Origin of the sequence: Rathayibacter sp. AY1H2 (genome assembly GCF_002931985.1) — a bacterium.
Classification (GTDB): domain Bacteria; phylum Actinomycetota; class Actinomycetes; order Actinomycetales; family Microbacteriaceae; genus Rathayibacter.
Genome location: NZ_PSUV01000020.1, coordinates 57,795 through 71,809, shown reverse-complemented (window position 1 = coordinate 71,809; position 14,015 = coordinate 57,795). Strand labels below are relative to the sequence as shown.

Genomic DNA, 14,015 nt, shown 5'->3' with positions numbered 1-14,015 from the left:
GGTGCGGGGTAGGGGGGGTGCCCGGTCGAGCTCGCCGCCGTCGCTCAGTCCCGGCTCGGTGCTGACGGCCCGTCGGGGATGGAGGGCAGTGCGTCGGTCGGCGGTATCGCGAACCAGAAGACCCTGTCCGCGAGCCGCGCGCGTTCCAGGGGCGCGCCGAGGGGCTCGGCCGTGTTCAGCGCCGCATCGACTCCCGTCGAGACGGGATCGTCGTTCGCGGCGTGCGGTGGGAAGCGGAAGCGCTGACCGATCAGATGGTCGCCGTCGAGACGGCGCCGGTAGACGATGCAGACGCTGTTGGGGCTCTCGATCCAGGTCCGCACCACGTCCACCACGGAGGCGTAGTTCTCGAGGATCTCGTCCTCCAGGACCCTCTTGACGACGGCAGCCTCGGTCGAGTCGTGCATGGGCGATCCCTCCTTGGGTGGCGGACCGAGGAACTCGGCCCGCCACGGACGGTAGCCGAACCATTTTCGGCAGGGCGGAGGAGGCGCGCTCGAGCTCCGGAGCGGCGCGCGCCCCTCCTGGCCGGCAGGCCTGCGTCGGTACTGCTGACGGAGTCGTCGGGGCTCCTGATCCGGCCCGCGTGTCGACTCGTCCGGCAGCGCTCTTGACAGGCGAGCGAAGTAAGTGTTCGATCAGTCACATGCCTTCTCCCTCCTCCCGCTCCACCGCCGAGGCGCAGCGCGAGCGGATCACCGCGGCGGCGCTCCACGTCTTCGCGCGCACCGGCTACGCCGCGACTCCGATCACCGAGGTCGCCGCCGAGGCCGGTGTCTCGCCCGCCTACGTCTTCCGCCTGTTCCCCGGCAAGCTCGGCGTCTTCGTCGCAGCGGTCGACCGCTGCTACGAGCAGGTGGCGTCCACGCTCGCGGCGGCGGGGGAGGCCTCGCCCTCCTCGGACCCGGCCGACCGGCTCGAGGCGATGACCGTCGCCTACATCGACCTGATCGCCGACCGCGACCTGATCATGCTGCAGTCACAGGCGCAGAGCGCGTGCGAGGTCCCCGAGATCCGCGAGGCGGTGCGCCGCGGGATCTCCGCGGTCGTCCGGACGGTCACCGTCGTCTCCGGAGCCGACGGCCCGGCCGTGCAGCGCTTCGTCGCCTACGGGCAGCTCTGCCACCTGATCGTGCAGACCGACCTCGGCGGCGTCGACTCCGAGTGGGCCCGCATCGTCTCCGACGGCATCCGGCACCGCGACTGAGTCCGCGGCGCTCGCCTCTCCTCCTCTTCTTCTTCCTTCCCTCCCCTTCGCCACCATCCTTTTTCATATCCGCCTTTGTGACTGTCCAGTCACTCACTACAAATTCCAGGAGCCCCTCATGTCCACCACGCTTCCCCGCACCACCACCCGCGTCGTCCTCCCCGGGATCGTCGAGCCGTCCGGGCTGCTCCTCGAGCAGGCGCCGGTCGAGCCGCCCGCGGCCGGCGAGCTGCTCGTCGCCGTCGAGGCCACCGGCATCTCGTTCGCCGAGCAGTCGATGCGCCGCGGCCGCTACTTCGCCCAGCCGCCGTTCCCCTTCACGCCCGGCTACGACCTCGTCGGCCGGGTCCTCGCGGTCGGCCCCGGAGGCGACGCGTCGCTCGAGGGCCGCCGCGTCGCCGCGCTCACCAAGACCGGCGGCTGGACCGGGCACGCCCGTGTCGCCGCCCGCGACTGCGTTCTCGTCCCCGACGCGGTCGCGTCCGAGGACGCCGAGGCCGTCGTGGTCAACGGAGTGACGGCGTGGCAGATGCTGCACCGCTCGGCCCGGGTCTCCCGCGGCGACACGATCCTCCTGTTCGGCGCGAACGGCGGAGTCGGCGGCCTCGTGCACCGCCTCGCCCGCCTCGAGGGGATCCGCGTGATCGGCGCCGCCTCGCCCCGCCACCACGAGGCCCTCCGAGCGGCCGGAGTGGAGCCCGTCGACTACGCCGATCCCGACCTCGCCGCCCGCGTGCGCGAGCTCGCTCCCGGCGGAGTGCAGGCCGTGTTCGACAACGTCGGCGGAGCGACGACCCGGCTGGCGTGGTCGCTGCTCGCGCCCGGCGGCACCCTCGTCGCGTACGCGATCGTCAGCGCGAGCACCGGGAGCATCTGGCCCCCGTTCCTCCGCCAGCTCGCGCGGATCCAGGCCTACCAGCTGGCCCCCAACGGTCGGCGCGCGGTCTTCTACGACCTCTGGGCGGGCCACTCGCTGCGCCCCGCGCGCTTCCGTGCGCGGCTCGAGGAGGACCTCGGCCGCGTGCTCGGACTCCTCGCCGACGGCTCGCTGACGGCCAACATCGCCGCCCGCTTCCCGCTCACGGGGATCGTCGAGGCGATGGAGCTCGCCGAGTCCCGGACGCTCGACGGCAAGGTGATCCTGCTGCCGTGAGCGGGGTGCGTCCGGGCGGAGGGTGATTCCGGCGCGGAGGCGCCCGGTCGGCGAGCAGGGGAGAATGGCGCGGTGGACACGGGACTGGTCGAGGTGCTGAAGGCGCTGGGCAATCCCACGCGACTGCAGATCATGGAGTGGCTCCGCTCTCCCGAGGCGTCGTTCAGCGAGTTCGAGCCGATCGCCGACCGCGCCGAGTTCGGGGTCTGCGTCACCCATCTCGCCGCGAAGAGCGGTCTCGCGCAGTCGACCATCTCGTCGTACATGGGATCCCTGGAGCGCGCGGGCCTCGTCCGCTCGACGCGCGTGGGGAAGTACACCCACTACCGGAGGAGCGACGCCGACGTCGACGGGCTCCTGAAGCGGCTCGGAGCCTCGATCTAGCGACGTATCGCGAATCGTCGATATGATCGGCGCCATGACCGATGCTTCCGAGGCCGCTCCCGCTCGCCGCGCTCTGCTCGTCCACGCCCATCCCGAGGAGCGGTCCTTCTCCTCGGCGCAGGCGGACGCGGTCCTCGAGCAGCTGAGGGCCGACGGCATGGAGGTGCGCCGGCTCGACCTGTACGCCGAGGGCCGGGACCCGGTGCTGCACCGCGACCAGTTCGCGCCCGGCTCCGGCTACTTCAAACCGCAGGCGCAGCAGATGACCGCGGTCCTCGAGAAGACGCTCGGGGAGCCCGTCACGAGCGATCTCGACGAGCTGCTGCAGGCGGATCTCCTGGTGCTCTCGTTCCCCCTGTGGTGGTTCTCGATGCCGGCGATCATGAAGGGCTGGATCGACCGCGTCTTCGTGATGGGCGCGACGTTCGGAGGCGAGCACGGCGTCTTCGCCGAGGGCGGCCTGCGCGGCAGGACCGCGATGCTCCTGCTGACGACGGGAGGCGGCGAAGCGGCCTTCGCGCCCGGCGCCGCCGACGGCTACGGCGACCTGCAGTCGTTCCTCTTCCACATCCATCGCGGGATGCTCGAGTTCGTCGGGTACGACGTCCTGCCCCCGGTGGTCACCTACGGTCCCGCCCGCCTCGACGCGGCCGGACGCGAGGACGCCCTGCAACGGGCTCGCGCGCAGGCGTCCGCATCGACGGCCCGGCTGCGCGCCGCCTAGCGTTCGCCGCTGCGCCTCCCGGCCGCCCTCAGCCCCGCGACCGGCTCGCGTGCGCGCGGGCCTTCATCCGGTTGCCGCACGTCGCCATCGAGCACCACTTGGCGGTGCCGGGGCGGCTGCGGTCGAGGAGGAAGAGGTTGCACTCGTCGTTCGCGCAAGCGCGGAGCCGCCCGGGGAAGCGGGCGTTCACGGCGGACCAGGCGAGGACCGACTCCACCGCGAGGCGATCCGGCTCGGGAGCGCTCAGCTCCCACACGACGCCCTCACCTGTGACGCGCGGGGTGCGCACGGCGTGCGCGACCAGGTCCGCGAGCTCCGTGACGGCCGCGGGCGCGCCCGAGCGCATGACGGCCTGGAGCGCGTCGCGGGCGCGGCGCAGCCGCTCGAGCTCGTCCTCGGTGCCGACTCCGCCCCACCGCCGGGCGAGCTCGCGACCGGCCGCGTCGCCGAGGTCGTCCGTCGGCCGTCCGTCCACCACCGGCGCGCTGTTCAGCACCGCCAGGAGCAGCTCCTCGTCCCGATCCATCGCTCCCCGTCCTCCCGCCGTGCGGCCCGCTCGATCCATGCTAGCGTCCGGCTAACCAGTAAATCTATTGTAAGGGGTTAGCCATGGTCGTCGTCCATCACCGCACCGTGTCCGTCGACGGACTCGACGTCTTCTGGCGGGAGGCCGGGCCCGTCGACGCGCCCGTCCTCCTGCTGCTGCACGGGTACCCGAGCAGCTCGCACATGTTCCGCCACCTCCTCCCCGCCCTCGCGGGGCACTACCGCGTCATCGCCCCCGACCACATCGGCTTCGGGCGCTCGTCCGCGCCCTCCGTCGAGGACTTCGACTACACGTTCGCCGCCCTGACCGCGGTGACCGGCCGCTTCCTCGAGACCATCGGGGTGACCCGGTACACGATCTACGTCCAGGACTACGGCGCCCCCGTCGGCTGGCGCCTCGCCCTCGCCGATCCGTCCGCGGTCGTCGCCGTGATCTCGCAGAACGGCAACGCCTACGAGGAGAGCTTCGTGCCCGGCTTCTGGGACCCGATCTGGGCCGACGCCGCCGAGCGGACCGACGAGACGCGCGACGCCCTCCGGCCGGCTCTCGGCCGGGAGGCCGTCGAATGGCAGTACACCCACGGTGTCCCCGACACCACCACCGTCGATCCGGACGCCTGGGAGCACGACCTCGCGCTCCTCGCCCGCCCCGGCCAGGACGACGTGCAGCTGGCCCTCTTCCGCGACTACGCCACCAACCGCGAGCTCTATCCCGCCGTGCACGCCTGGATCCGCGAGTCCGGAGTCCCCGTCCTCGCCGTCTGGGGCCGGAACGACGAGATCTTCGCCCCCGCCGGCGCGCAGGCCTTCCTCCGCGACGCGCCCCACGCGCGCATCGAGCTCGTCGACGGCGGGCACTTCCTGCTCGAGTCCCACCTCGACCGCGTCGTCAGCGCGATCACGGACTGGCTCGGCCGCGAGTGACGGGCCCGTGAGCCGGGCGGGCCCGCTGATTCGGCTTCGCGGGAGCGGCCACGGACGCCTGCTCCTGCTGCCGGCAACCGCGCCGACGTCGGCGCAGCCGGGTCGCGATCCCGACCCGCTGCGCCCGGCGAGACCCTCCTGCCCGGCGTCCCTCAGCGGCTGAGGAGGGCGACGAGGTCGGTCGCGATGCGGTGCTCGACGTCGGCCGGGACGGGCTGCACGGCGGCGTCGAGGTCCGCGGTGACGACTGCGGCGAGGCTCCGGGCCTGCAGGGTCAGGCCGAGGTCCATCGCCTGGATCGGGTTGCCGCCGGCCGCGGTGAGGTTGATCATCCGGCCGTTCTCGAGGCGGACGATCTGCTTGCCGTTTTTCAGGCGGATGCCCTGCCGGCGCTGTCCGTCGGCGAACTCGGTGGTCGACTCCGTGGCGGCCGCGAGGGCGTCCTCGTCGATCTCCCACGGGAAGTGGCCGACGCCGGCGATCACGGCGCCGTCGGCGAACGCGTCGATCTCCGCCGCGCCGATGACGCCGGGTGCGCCGGTGGCGGTGAAGACGAACTGCGCGTCCGAGAGGACGTCGGCGACGGGTCCGACGCGGTGGCCGCGGAGGATCGCCTGCAGCGAGCGGATCGGGTCGACGTCGGCGACGGAGACCCGCGCTCCGAGCTGCGAGAGGGTGTCGGCGACCCCGCGCCCGCACGGGCCGTAGCCGATGACCGCGGCGCGGGTGCCCGGGATCATGAGGTTCGTGGCGTTCATGAAGCCCTGGACGACGCTCTGGCCGACCCCGTACTCGTTCTCGACGATCAGCTTGAGGGGCGAGTCGTTGATGACGACGACCGGTCGCGGGAGGGTCGCGCTGTTCTCCCGCAGGCGGATGCCGCCGGTGGTGGTCTCCTCGGTGCCGCCGAGGTAGTGGTCCGGGACGCCCGAGTTGATGAGCCGGAGAGTCAGGTCGGCGCCGTTATCGAGGGTGAGATCGGGATCGTGCTGGAGCACCCTCTCGATGTTGCGGAGGTGCTCCGCCTCGCCGTCGCTCTGCTTCGTGTGCACGTGCACGCCGAGGGCGCGGAGGTCGTCGGCGACGTCGTCCTTCGTGGTTCCGGGCGAGCCCGTCAGAGCGATGTCCATTCCGGCCTCGACGAGGAGCGACACGAGGGCGGCGGTCTTGGGCTCGACGTGGAGGCAGATCGCCAGCTTCTTCCCGGAGAGCACCGGAGCGAGCTCCCGGACGGCCTGCGCGGTGAGGGGCATGTGGTCGAGAGCCCAGCGGCTCGCCGGGTGGGAGAGGGAGGAGGTCATGGCAGGTCCTGTCTGAGTGGGTACGTGGGCGTCGAGTGGGGGCGTCGGATGGCCGGCGGCACGGGAGTCGCGTCAGGGCGCTCGGCCCCCGGCCTGCTGCCGCCGCGCCCGGCGTCCCGCGTGCGTCGAGCGCGCGGTCCTGCACGCGACGTCCTGAGGAGGCCGATCGCCGGGGACGGCCGCCAGGCCTCGCGCTCCCCTGATCTCCGCGCGACGGAACCTGAGGCGCGTCTCGTCACGGCGGGCCGAGGTCGGCACTGCTCGGATCGTCGTCGGTGAGGACACCAGCCCAGTCTGTCGACCCGGACGCGCCCTCGCTCGGATGATCGTGCTCGGCGGCAGCACCTCGGGAGAGGTCGACCTGTCGTGCGGTGACATCCCGCGCGGACCGACAGGCGCGCCGCGTCCGCTCACCCTCCGGTGACTGGGCGAGGGGCATCGAAGAAGAGGTAGGACACGAAGTGGATCGCAACGGTGGCGGCGATGCCGGCGGCGGGCGTGATCCAGAAGCTCCTCAGGGGGGCGGAGAGGCGACGGACGACGATGAACGAGACGACGGGAGTGATGACGACGAGCACCCACGGAGCGAAGGCCGCCCATTGGACGGCCCGCCCGAGCGTCGACAGGTCGGACCACTCATCGACGGCCGGATAGTTCTCGGAGGCGTAGCTCAACAGTCCGAACGGGACCAGATTGACGGCGACCACGAGGTGGACCAACGCGAGCACTCCGATCCGGAGGCGTGCACGAGCGAGGTCCAGTGCGCGAGTCGAGGAGGTCACGGGCGAAGGCTATCGGCGTCGCCGGGAGCACAGAAGGAGCGGTGGTCCTCGCTTTCGGCGGTCGTCGCGCTACAGCCGCGCGAAGAATCCAAGGCCCCTGAGGCGAGGGCGGCGCTGGTGAGCGCCACCGCTACCCTGACGCCATGCGCCGCATCCTCGACGACCCTCTTCGGAACCGCGTCCGCACCGGCTCTCCGTCCGTCGCGTCCGCCTGATGGAGCGGCGACGGACGGACCGCTCGGAGCCGGTTCGCGAGTTCCGGCCCTCGAGGGCCCGGCAGAAGAACGAGTCGCGACGGCTGAGGCCCGTCGCCGTCCTCCCCGCGCTGGTCCTGCTGGCGGGGAGCGTCTGGGGAGTCGTGGTCGCCGACGACCGCGGTGCGGCGCTGGCCGTTTACCTCGGGCTGTTCGGCTTCGCCACCGTGGTGGCTCTGGTGATCGTCGGAGTGCTGGCGCTCCGCAATCGGCGGTTCCTCGCCACCGCGTCGCTCCGGATCTCGGACCGGGCGATCGAGTGCACGGACGCTCGAGGCAGGGTCGTGACCTTCGAGCGGGCCGACCCGTCGGTGAAGGCGCTGCTCGCATGGGTGCCCGCCGGCCCCAACAGTGAGGGGATCGATCTGCCGCCGTCGCTCATCCTGTTCTTGTCGGACGGAAGCCGGTCGCTGCGGCTCCGCGGGGCGGACTGGGAGCTCGAGGATCTGCGGGCCGTCGTCGCCGCCGTGACGACACCGCTCTCGCCGGCGGCGCGTGGCGTGCACACCGGTAGCCGGAGCGTGTGGGCGCGCCTGACCGGAGCCGCTCGTCGGCAGGAGATCGAGGCGCCGCCCGCCGCGGAGAAGACGCTCAGCCCCTCCGAGATCAACGAGCTGATCCCCGGCACGATGAGCTTCCGCGAGACCCGTCCGCTGACGTTCGCCCTCCTGATCGGGTTCGGCTCGGTGGCTCTCGTGCTGGGCGTCGTCGTCGGGGTCGCCTTCGTGGTGGTGCCCGGGTAGCGGTCCAGGTCAGCGGCCGTGCCGTGGACCGCTGGGCGGGAGACGCGGGCGGCGGGCCCACGCTCCCGACCGGCGACCTCTCCGGGGCGATCCTGCCCGCGCCCTAGGCTCCACGCATGACACTCACCCAGGACTCCGGTTGGATCTGGTTCGGACTCGCGATCGTCACCGCCGGTCTGGCCGAGCAGAAGGGCCGCTCGCGCTGGCGCTGGTTCGTGCTGGGGCTGCTGCTCGGGCCGATCGCGACGGCCCTCGTCGTGCTGTGGGCGCGTCCTGAGGGCGGAGTGGCGACGGATGTGCGCTGGAACTTCGCGATCGGCGCCGGCGTCGCCGCGGCGGCGCTCGTCCTCGTCGCCGTGACCTCGGCCCTCTGGCTGCTGCTCATCCCTGCCGCGATCGCGGCGCTCGCCGCCGGGCTGCTCGCCTGGCTGAGCCGCCGCGTCCCCTACGAGCACCTGCCCCGCTGACGACCGCCGGCTGGTCGAGCATCGGAACTCGAGATCTCGCGGTCCGCAGCGTCCCGAAAGACATGCCCGATGACAAGCCTCGGTGACGGGGCCTCTCGCGGGACGTTCGAACGGCTGATCCGCCGAGGACCCCGTGAACCTGAGTCGCCTCCCGTCTAGCGGAGACGGGAGCTCTCACCGTCGAGGTCGATGAGGTCCTGGCCGCTACTCGCGGCCGCTCCACCCAGCGCCACGTCCCCCTCCGGATACGCGTCGTGCGAGAAGCACAGCCGCACGCCCTCCGCCTCCACCCGCTCGAGAACCTCGGACGTCCGCTCGTGCGCCCGCGCGTCGTCGCTGATGAACCGCGGCAGCCGGCGCAGGCGCCCGGACCAGCCGAGGAACTCCCGCCCCCACGCCGCGTCGCCGGCCACCAGCACGCGCCCCTCGACGATCACCCCCAGGTGTCCGCGCGCATGGCCCGGCAGCGGCACCACGAGCAGCGACCCGTCGCCGAACAGGTCGAATCCGGTCAGCCCCTTGATCGTCGTCGCGGGCTGCTCGTCCGCCACGATCCCGGCCGCGAACCACGGCGGCAGCAGCGCGCGGAAGATCCCCTCGCGCACGCGGTTCCGCCGCACGGAGGCGACCTGGCCCGACGACAGCACGAACGTCGCGTCCGGGAACCAGCGCACGCCGCCCACGTGGTCCGGGTGCAGGTGCGTGAGCACCACGAACTCGACGTCGGCCGGGGTCAGGCCGAGGGCGAGCAGCCGCTGGTCGACGGTCTCGTCGTCCGGCACCGTCGCGGGCAGGATGCGCTCGTACAGCCGTCCGACGAGGCCCGTTCCGCGGAACGTCGGCGGGTAGCCCGTGTCCACGAGCACCCGCCGGCCGCTCGCGTGCGTGTAGAGGAAGACGTTCGAGGGGAAGACGCGGCGGGGGAGCCCCTTCCCGCGGAACACCCGGGACAGCGGGAAGACGGTGCTCCCGCACGCCATCACCTGCAGCGACGACTCAGCCACGCGTACCCCTCAGGTGCTCGCCGACCCGGCGGATGCCCTCGGCCAGCGGCACGGTCGGCTCGTAGCCGAGCTCGGTCCGCGCCCGCGAGATGTCGAGGGTCTGCGCGTAGGCGAGGGTCGCCACGGTGTAGCGGGTGAACGGCGGCTCGCGGCCGGGCAGCAGCCGGTAGACCCGCTCCAGGATCTCGGCGAGCCCGGTCAGCACGCGCAGGTCCACGTGGATGAAGCGCGGCTCCTCGCCCATCGCGGCGAAGAAGCGCTCGAGGAGGTCGCCGAGCGGAGCGGGCTCGCCGTTGGTGATGTTGTAGACGCCGCCGTCGGCCACGGGAGCGTCGGCCGCGAGGACCAGCGCGTGCGCGGCGTTCTCGACGCAGGTGATGTCGACGGGGTTCCGGCCGCCGTCGAAGAGGGGGATGCCACGGCGGCGGCTCGCGGCGACGAAGCGGGGGAGGAGGCTGGGGTCGCCGACGCCGATCAGGCCGCGGGGGCGCAGGATCACGAGCTCGGGGATCCGGCCGGCGCGGTGCGCCTCCTGCAGCAGCCGCTCGGCCTCGATCTTGCTGCGGATGTAGAGGCTCATCCGGCTGCCGGTGTCGACCTCCTCCTCCCGCACCAGGTACTGGTGGCGGCGGGCGGAGTAGATGCTCGGCGAGGAGACGAAGACGAAGCGGCGGATCCCGCAGCGCTCGGCCAGCGCGATCATCGCCTCGGTCCCCGCGACGTTCGCGCGCTCGAACTCGCTCCACGTGCCCCACGGGCTCGAGAGAGCGGCGGCGTGCACGAGCACGTCGGCCTCGACGGTCGTCGCGCCCAGCTCGGCGAGGTCGGCGCGGAGGACCGTGGCGCCCTCCTCCTCCAGCCGCGCCAGCGCCTCGGGGGCGCGACCGGTAGCGAGCACGTCGTCGCCCGCGGCCAGGAACTCGCGCACCGCGTAGCCGCCGAGGAACCCCGTCGCCCCGGTGATCAGCACGCGGCGCCGGCGCTCAGCGGACATCGACGACCTCCAGCCCGCGCTTGCGGCCCCAGTACCAGAGCAGGATCCCCAGGTACCCGAGCGCCTTGCCCTTCCGGATCGACATCAGCACGACCGCGTCCTTGTCGAGCAGCGCCTCGCTCCGCCCGATCACCTGGCAGACCTTGAGGTGCAGCTCCAGGTCCTCGTCGGTGTCGTCGATGCTCGAGCGCGGGAAGCCGTCGACCTGGAGGTACAGCGCGGCGTCGATCGCGAGGTTGCAGCCGGCGGCCATGAACATCCGGTACCGCTGGCCGGGGCGGCGGTAGAAGACGCCCGGCGCGTGCTCCATCAGGCGGATCAGCGCGGTGCCGAGCACGCCGTCGTACCAGCGGTAGACGGCTTCGTCCCGCCGCGGGGACAGGCGACCGCCGACGAAGCGGGCGCCGCCGCGGAGGTCGGCCTTGAGGCGCGCCACCCAGTCGGCGCTCGGCAGGCAGTCGGCGTCCGTGCGGGCGACGGCCGTCGCGCCCTCGGCGATCGCGTGGCGGAAGCCGGTGTCGGAGGCGGCTCCCGTGCCCTTCTGCGCCTCGTCGATCACGGCGACCTGCCGCTCCGGGCGCCGGCGGCGGAACTCCTCGATCACGGCGCGCGAGCCGTCGGTGCTGCCGTTGTCGACGAGCAGGAGGGTGAAGTCCGGATCGGTCTGGCGGGCGAGCGCGTCGAGGGCGCCGCCGAGCAGCTTCTCCTCGTCGAGGAAGGGCACGACCACCCAGAAACCGCGCGCGTCCATCCGTCCCCCGCTCCGGGACCATGGTGTCGGCGGGGGCCCGTGCCGTCAAACCACGCCGAACAGTGCGCGCGGAGGTGCAGAGGCGCGCTATACAGGGATTCGCTCCGCACGTCCCGGGGCAGGAAGGGGCCCGCGTGCCCGACCTCCTCCCGCTCCGCGTCCTCGGCACGGGCGAAGCGCTGCCCGAGCGGATCGTCACGACCGCCGAGGTCGCCGCGCTCTGCGGCCTGCCCGCCGACGAGGCCGAGCGCCGCTCCGGCGTGCGCACCCGCCACTGGGTCACCGACGACGAGGACCCGCTGGAGCTCGGCCTGCTCGCCGCCCGTCGGGCGCTCGCGGCGGCCGGGCTCGACACGGTCGACGTGGTGCTCAACGCCTCGGGCACTCAGCTGCAGGCGATCCCGGACGGAGGCGCGCTGCTCGCCGCGGGCCTCGGCCTGGACGACGTCTCGGCGTACAGCGTCGGCGCCACCTGCCTGTCATTCCTCTTCGCTCTGCAGGAGGCGGGGTTCCTCGTCGCCACGGGTCGCGCCGACACGGTCCTCATCGTCTCGACCGACTGCGGCAGCCGCGGCATCGACCCGGGCCAGCCCGAGAGCGCCCTGCTCTTCGGCGACGCGGCCGCCGCCGTCGTGATCGGCCGCGGCCTGACGCCGGGCCAGGGCCTGGTCACCACGCACTTCCGCACCCGCCCGAGCGGTGTGCGCCACGCGGAGCTGCGCGGCTTCGGCTCGCGCATCCGCATCGAGGAGGCGCCCGACCGGCTCGCCGACTTCCGCTTCGACATGCAGGGCAAGGCGCTGCTCGTCGACGCGCTGCGGCACTTCCCGGCGTTCCTCGAGGAGGTGCGGCCGGGCCTCTCGAGCGGGCTCCCCGGCATCGACCGGGTGGTCCCGCACCAGACCAGCGCCGCCGGGCTCGAGGGCATGGCCCGCCTCTGGGGTCGCGACCGGATGACGATCACGCTCGGCGAGGTCGGCAACACCATCGGCAGCGCGATCCCGCTGGCCCTGCACCGCTCGGACGTGCAGCCGGGGGAGTCGGTGCTGCTGGTGGGCACGGGCGCGGGCACGCACTACGGCGCGGTGATCCTGCAGGCGTGAGAGGCGTACGGTCCGGCGGCCCCGATCGCGCGGCCGCCGCGGACGCGGTCGCGACGCTCCTCGCCCTCGTCGGAACGATCGGAGGGGTGGTCGCCGGTGTGCTCGCCGGGCTCGGCGCCGCCGTCAGCGGACTGCTCCTCGCCGGCTGCGCGAGCACCTACCGCAGCACATTCCTCGAGGTCCAGGATCCGCCGATCGACTGCCTCGCCGGGCCGGCGTGGCCCTTCCTCCAGTGGTTCCCCGTCGTCGGGGTCGGCGCGGTCCTCGCCTTCGCCGCCCTCGTCATCGGCGCCTACCGGCCCCGCTGGTCCGTTCCGATCAGCGTCGTCCTGGCCGCTGCGACCGCCGGATTCGCGATGCTGATGCTCCCGGGCGGCGGCGCCTAGCCGAGGAGCGAGAGGGCCGAGAGCCCGAGGAACGGCGCCATCACCACGAGGCAGACCGCGGCGGAGGGCAGGAACCCGTGGGAGGAGTCCCGCCCGCCGACCAGACGGGCGAGCAGCCCCGTGACCAGCGGCGGGAGCAGGAACAGCAGCAGCCACAGAGCAAGGACGTCCGCGCCCGGCGCCGTCCAGTCGGGCTGGTCGTCGCGGTCGAGCGGAGGAAGCCGCACGAGGAGGAACGCGGCCGTGAGGACGATCGCGGGGAGGACCGACAGGCAGGTGAGCGTGATCGCGGTGAACCTCGCCCCGTCGTCCCGGGAGTACCGGGCACGGTCGGGGTCGGGCGCAGGCCCCCGATCAGTGTCCTCGTCCCAGCCCGGACTGCTGAATCGGATGTGTCCCATGAGGCGATCATGCCGTTCCGGAGCGGGGTCCCGGCCCGGCAGACGGAACCTCCGTCAGTCCCGCCGCTCGACGAGCGCCCGCAGCGCGTCGCGGACGAACCGGGCGCCGGCGACTCCGCCGTAGTGCGCCGAGAACCGCTCGTCGTCGACGTACATCTCGCCGAGCCCGAGCAGGTACTCGTCGCTCGGGCCGCCGGTCGCGTCGCGGGGCGTGCCCGGCACCTCGGCGAGCCAGGCGCGGTGCCGCTCGGCCAGCGCGAGCGCCTCCTGCCCGGTCGGATCCGCCCCGCTCGCCGCCGCGGCGGTCCACGCGTCGGCGAGGTCCGCCTGCCGCCGCTGCCACTGCTCGCGCTCGTCCGCGCTCATCGAGCGCCACCAGCGGTCGCCGTCGGCGTACGCCGGGGCACCCCAGCGGCGCTCCACCTCCTCGCGGTGCTCCGCGTGGTCAAACCCGTCGAACATCTCCTCGGCCATCGGCCCGTTCCCTTCTCTCATCGTGGTGATCGTCGCGGTGACCGCCCGGATGCGGCGGTCGAGCCGTCGGCGCTCCTCCTCGAGCACGTCGAGGTGCCGCTCGAGAGCGGCCACCGGCTCCGCGTCGCGTCGCAGGATCCGCCCGATCTCGGGCAGCCCGAGACCGAGGTCGCGCAGCAGCAGGATCCGCTGCAGCGTCACGAGCGCGGCGCCGTCGTAGTAGCGGTAGCCGTTCGCGCCCACCCGGCTCGGCGGCAGCAGCCCCTCTGCTCCGTAGTGCCGCAGCGTCCGGCTGGTCGTGCCGGCCAGCCGCGCCACCTCGTGCACGGTCCACTCCTGCTCCACAGCGCCCTCCGTCTCCGCGTCGCCGGGGACTCCGGCGGCGATGGAAGCGACGGTACGGGTTGACGCAACGTC

18 protein-coding genes are annotated in these 14,015 nt (G+C 73.0%); 9 read left to right on the top strand and 9 right to left on the bottom strand.

Annotated elements, in window-relative coordinates:
* Nucleotides 1–44: 44 nt before the first annotated feature.
* Nucleotides 45–407 carry a hypothetical protein gene (locus C5C29_RS13935; protein WP_104308491.1) on the bottom strand — a complete coding sequence of 121 codons (363 nt, stop codon included), beginning with the start codon at nucleotides 405–407 and terminating at the stop codon, nucleotides 45–47.
* A 239-nt stretch (nucleotides 408–646) separates the two neighbouring features.
* Here C5C29_RS13935 and C5C29_RS13930 point away from each other — a divergent pair, with 239 nt between their 5' ends.
* From C5C29_RS13930 to C5C29_RS13915, 4 genes are all read left to right on the top strand, one after another.
* Nucleotides 647–1,207: a TetR/AcrR family transcriptional regulator gene (locus C5C29_RS13930; RefSeq protein WP_104263383.1), complete on the top strand. Its 561-nt coding sequence runs from the start codon at nucleotides 647–649 to the stop codon at nucleotides 1,205–1,207.
* 118 nt (nucleotides 1,208–1,325) lie between these two features.
* Nucleotides 1,326–2,360 (top strand): medium chain dehydrogenase/reductase family protein, encoded by a 1,035-nt coding sequence (locus C5C29_RS13925; RefSeq protein ID WP_104308490.1) that lies wholly within the window; start codon nucleotides 1,326–1,328, stop codon nucleotides 2,358–2,360.
* A 72-nt stretch (nucleotides 2,361–2,432) separates the two neighbouring features.
* Entirely contained in the window at nucleotides 2,433–2,744 is a 312-nt protein-coding gene (locus tag C5C29_RS13920; RefSeq protein WP_244230566.1) for a helix-turn-helix transcriptional regulator, read from the top strand.
* 34 nt (nucleotides 2,745–2,778) lie between these two features.
* Nucleotides 2,779–3,468, top strand: a complete 690-nt coding sequence (locus C5C29_RS13915; RefSeq protein ID WP_104308495.1) for an NAD(P)H-dependent oxidoreductase — start codon at nucleotides 2,779–2,781, stop codon at nucleotides 3,466–3,468.
* Nucleotides 3,469–3,496: 28 nt separating this feature from the next.
* On the opposite strand, the gene C5C29_RS13910 is transcribed toward C5C29_RS13915, so the two are convergent.
* Entirely contained in the window at nucleotides 3,497–3,994 is a 498-nt protein-coding gene (locus tag C5C29_RS13910; protein WP_104308489.1) for a CGNR zinc finger domain-containing protein, read from the bottom strand.
* 83 nt (nucleotides 3,995–4,077) lie between these two features.
* Here C5C29_RS13910 and C5C29_RS13905 point away from each other — a divergent pair, with 83 nt between their 5' ends.
* Nucleotides 4,078–4,938 carry an alpha/beta fold hydrolase gene (locus tag C5C29_RS13905; protein ID WP_104308488.1) on the top strand — a complete coding sequence of 287 codons (861 nt, stop codon included), beginning with the start codon at nucleotides 4,078–4,080 and terminating at the stop codon, nucleotides 4,936–4,938.
* 152 nt (nucleotides 4,939–5,090) lie between these two features.
* Here the strand turns inward: C5C29_RS13905 and C5C29_RS13900 are convergent, their stop codons facing one another.
* Both C5C29_RS13900 and C5C29_RS13895 read right to left on the bottom strand, forming a co-directional pair.
* On the bottom strand, nucleotides 5,091–6,239 hold the full coding sequence (locus C5C29_RS13900) for an adenosylhomocysteinase (RefSeq protein ID WP_104308487.1): 1,149 nt from the start codon (nucleotides 6,237–6,239) through the stop codon (nucleotides 5,091–5,093).
* A 410-nt stretch (nucleotides 6,240–6,649) separates the two neighbouring features.
* The gene (locus C5C29_RS13895) at nucleotides 6,650–7,021 is read right to left on the bottom strand and encodes a hypothetical protein (protein WP_104224916.1); all 372 of its coding nucleotides are present in this window, start codon (nucleotides 7,019–7,021) and stop codon (nucleotides 6,650–6,652) included.
* 214 nt (nucleotides 7,022–7,235) lie between these two features.
* On the opposite strand from C5C29_RS13895, the gene C5C29_RS13890 reads away from it, so the two are divergent.
* Both C5C29_RS13890 and C5C29_RS13885 read left to right on the top strand, forming a co-directional pair.
* On the top strand, nucleotides 7,236–8,018 hold the full coding sequence (locus tag C5C29_RS13890; protein ID WP_104308486.1) for a hypothetical protein: 783 nt from the start codon (nucleotides 7,236–7,238) through the stop codon (nucleotides 8,016–8,018).
* A gap of 116 nt (nucleotides 8,019–8,134) precedes the next feature.
* Complete coding sequence (locus C5C29_RS13885) at nucleotides 8,135–8,485, top strand: hypothetical protein (RefSeq protein ID WP_104226336.1); 351 nt, start codon at nucleotides 8,135–8,137, stop codon at nucleotides 8,483–8,485.
* 155 nt (nucleotides 8,486–8,640) lie between these two features.
* Here C5C29_RS13885 and C5C29_RS13880 read toward each other — a convergent pair whose 3' ends face one another.
* Genes C5C29_RS13880 through C5C29_RS13870 form a run of 3 tightly spaced genes read right to left on the bottom strand, consistent with a single transcriptional unit; the run spans nucleotide 8,641 to nucleotide 11,234 of the window.
* Nucleotides 8,641–9,489 carry an MBL fold metallo-hydrolase gene (locus tag C5C29_RS13880; protein ID WP_104308485.1) on the bottom strand — a complete coding sequence of 283 codons (849 nt, stop codon included), beginning with the start codon at nucleotides 9,487–9,489 and terminating at the stop codon, nucleotides 8,641–8,643.
* On the bottom strand, nucleotides 9,482–10,483 hold the full coding sequence (locus tag C5C29_RS13875; protein WP_104308484.1) for an NAD(P)-dependent oxidoreductase: 1,002 nt from the start codon (nucleotides 10,481–10,483) through the stop codon (nucleotides 9,482–9,484). Before C5C29_RS13875 ends, C5C29_RS13880 begins: the two co-directional genes overlap by 8 nt.
* A complete protein-coding gene (locus C5C29_RS13870) occupies nucleotides 10,473–11,234 on the bottom strand; it encodes a glycosyltransferase family A protein (RefSeq protein ID WP_104308483.1) in 762 nt (253 codons plus the stop codon). The genes C5C29_RS13875 and C5C29_RS13870 overlap by 11 nt, the downstream gene beginning before the upstream one ends.
* 134 nt (nucleotides 11,235–11,368) lie before the next feature.
* On the opposite strand from C5C29_RS13870, the gene C5C29_RS13865 reads away from it, so the two are divergent.
* Nucleotides 11,369–12,337 (top strand): 3-oxoacyl-ACP synthase III family protein, encoded by a 969-nt coding sequence (locus C5C29_RS13865; protein ID WP_219813785.1) that lies wholly within the window; start codon nucleotides 11,369–11,371, stop codon nucleotides 12,335–12,337.
* Entirely contained in the window at nucleotides 12,334–12,723 is a 390-nt protein-coding gene (locus C5C29_RS13860; protein ID WP_104308481.1) for a hypothetical protein, read from the top strand. The genes C5C29_RS13865 and C5C29_RS13860 overlap by 4 nt, the downstream gene beginning before the upstream one ends.
* On the opposite strand, the gene C5C29_RS13855 is transcribed toward C5C29_RS13860, so the two are convergent.
* Nucleotides 12,720–13,124 (bottom strand): hypothetical protein, encoded by a 405-nt coding sequence (locus tag C5C29_RS13855; protein ID WP_104308480.1) that lies wholly within the window; start codon nucleotides 13,122–13,124, stop codon nucleotides 12,720–12,722. The genes C5C29_RS13860 and C5C29_RS13855 overlap by 4 nt on opposite strands.
* A gap of 54 nt (nucleotides 13,125–13,178) precedes the next feature.
* A complete protein-coding gene (locus C5C29_RS13850; RefSeq protein ID WP_104308479.1) occupies nucleotides 13,179–13,943 on the bottom strand; it encodes a TipAS antibiotic-recognition domain-containing protein in 765 nt (254 codons plus the stop codon).
* Nucleotides 13,944–14,015: the final 72 nt, after the last annotated feature.

Coding starts and splice junctions, on each gene's coding strand:
- C5C29_RS13910 (WP_104308489.1), bottom strand. CDS start 3,994: ATGGATCGGGACGAGGAGCTGCTCCTGGCGGTGCTGAACAGCGCGCCG.
- C5C29_RS13925 (WP_104308490.1), top strand. CDS start 1,326: ATGTCCACCACGCTTCCCCGCACCACCACCCGCGTCGTCCTCCCCGGG.
- C5C29_RS13875 (WP_104308484.1), bottom strand. CDS start 10,483: ATGTCCGCTGAGCGCCGGCGCCGCGTGCTGATCACCGGGGCGACGGGG.
- C5C29_RS13890 (WP_104308486.1), top strand. CDS start 7,236: ATGGAGCGGCGACGGACGGACCGCTCGGAGCCGGTTCGCGAGTTCCGG.
- C5C29_RS13905 (WP_104308488.1), top strand. CDS start 4,078: ATGGTCGTCGTCCATCACCGCACCGTGTCCGTCGACGGACTCGACGTC.
- C5C29_RS13900 (WP_104308487.1), bottom strand. CDS start 6,239: ATGACCTCCTCCCTCTCCCACCCGGCGAGCCGCTGGGCTCTCGACCAC.
- C5C29_RS13870 (WP_104308483.1), bottom strand. CDS start 11,234: ATGGACGCGCGCGGTTTCTGGGTGGTCGTGCCCTTCCTCGACGAGGAG.
- C5C29_RS13915 (WP_104308495.1), top strand. CDS start 2,779: ATGACCGATGCTTCCGAGGCCGCTCCCGCTCGCCGCGCTCTGCTCGTC.
- C5C29_RS13930 (WP_104263383.1), top strand. CDS start 647: ATGCCTTCTCCCTCCTCCCGCTCCACCGCCGAGGCGCAGCGCGAGCGG.
- C5C29_RS13935 (WP_104308491.1), bottom strand. CDS start 407: ATGCACGACTCGACCGAGGCTGCCGTCGTCAAGAGGGTCCTGGAGGAC.
- C5C29_RS13855 (WP_104308480.1), bottom strand. CDS start 13,124: ATGGGACACATCCGATTCAGCAGTCCGGGCTGGGACGAGGACACTGAT.
- C5C29_RS13885 (WP_104226336.1), top strand. CDS start 8,135: ATGACACTCACCCAGGACTCCGGTTGGATCTGGTTCGGACTCGCGATC.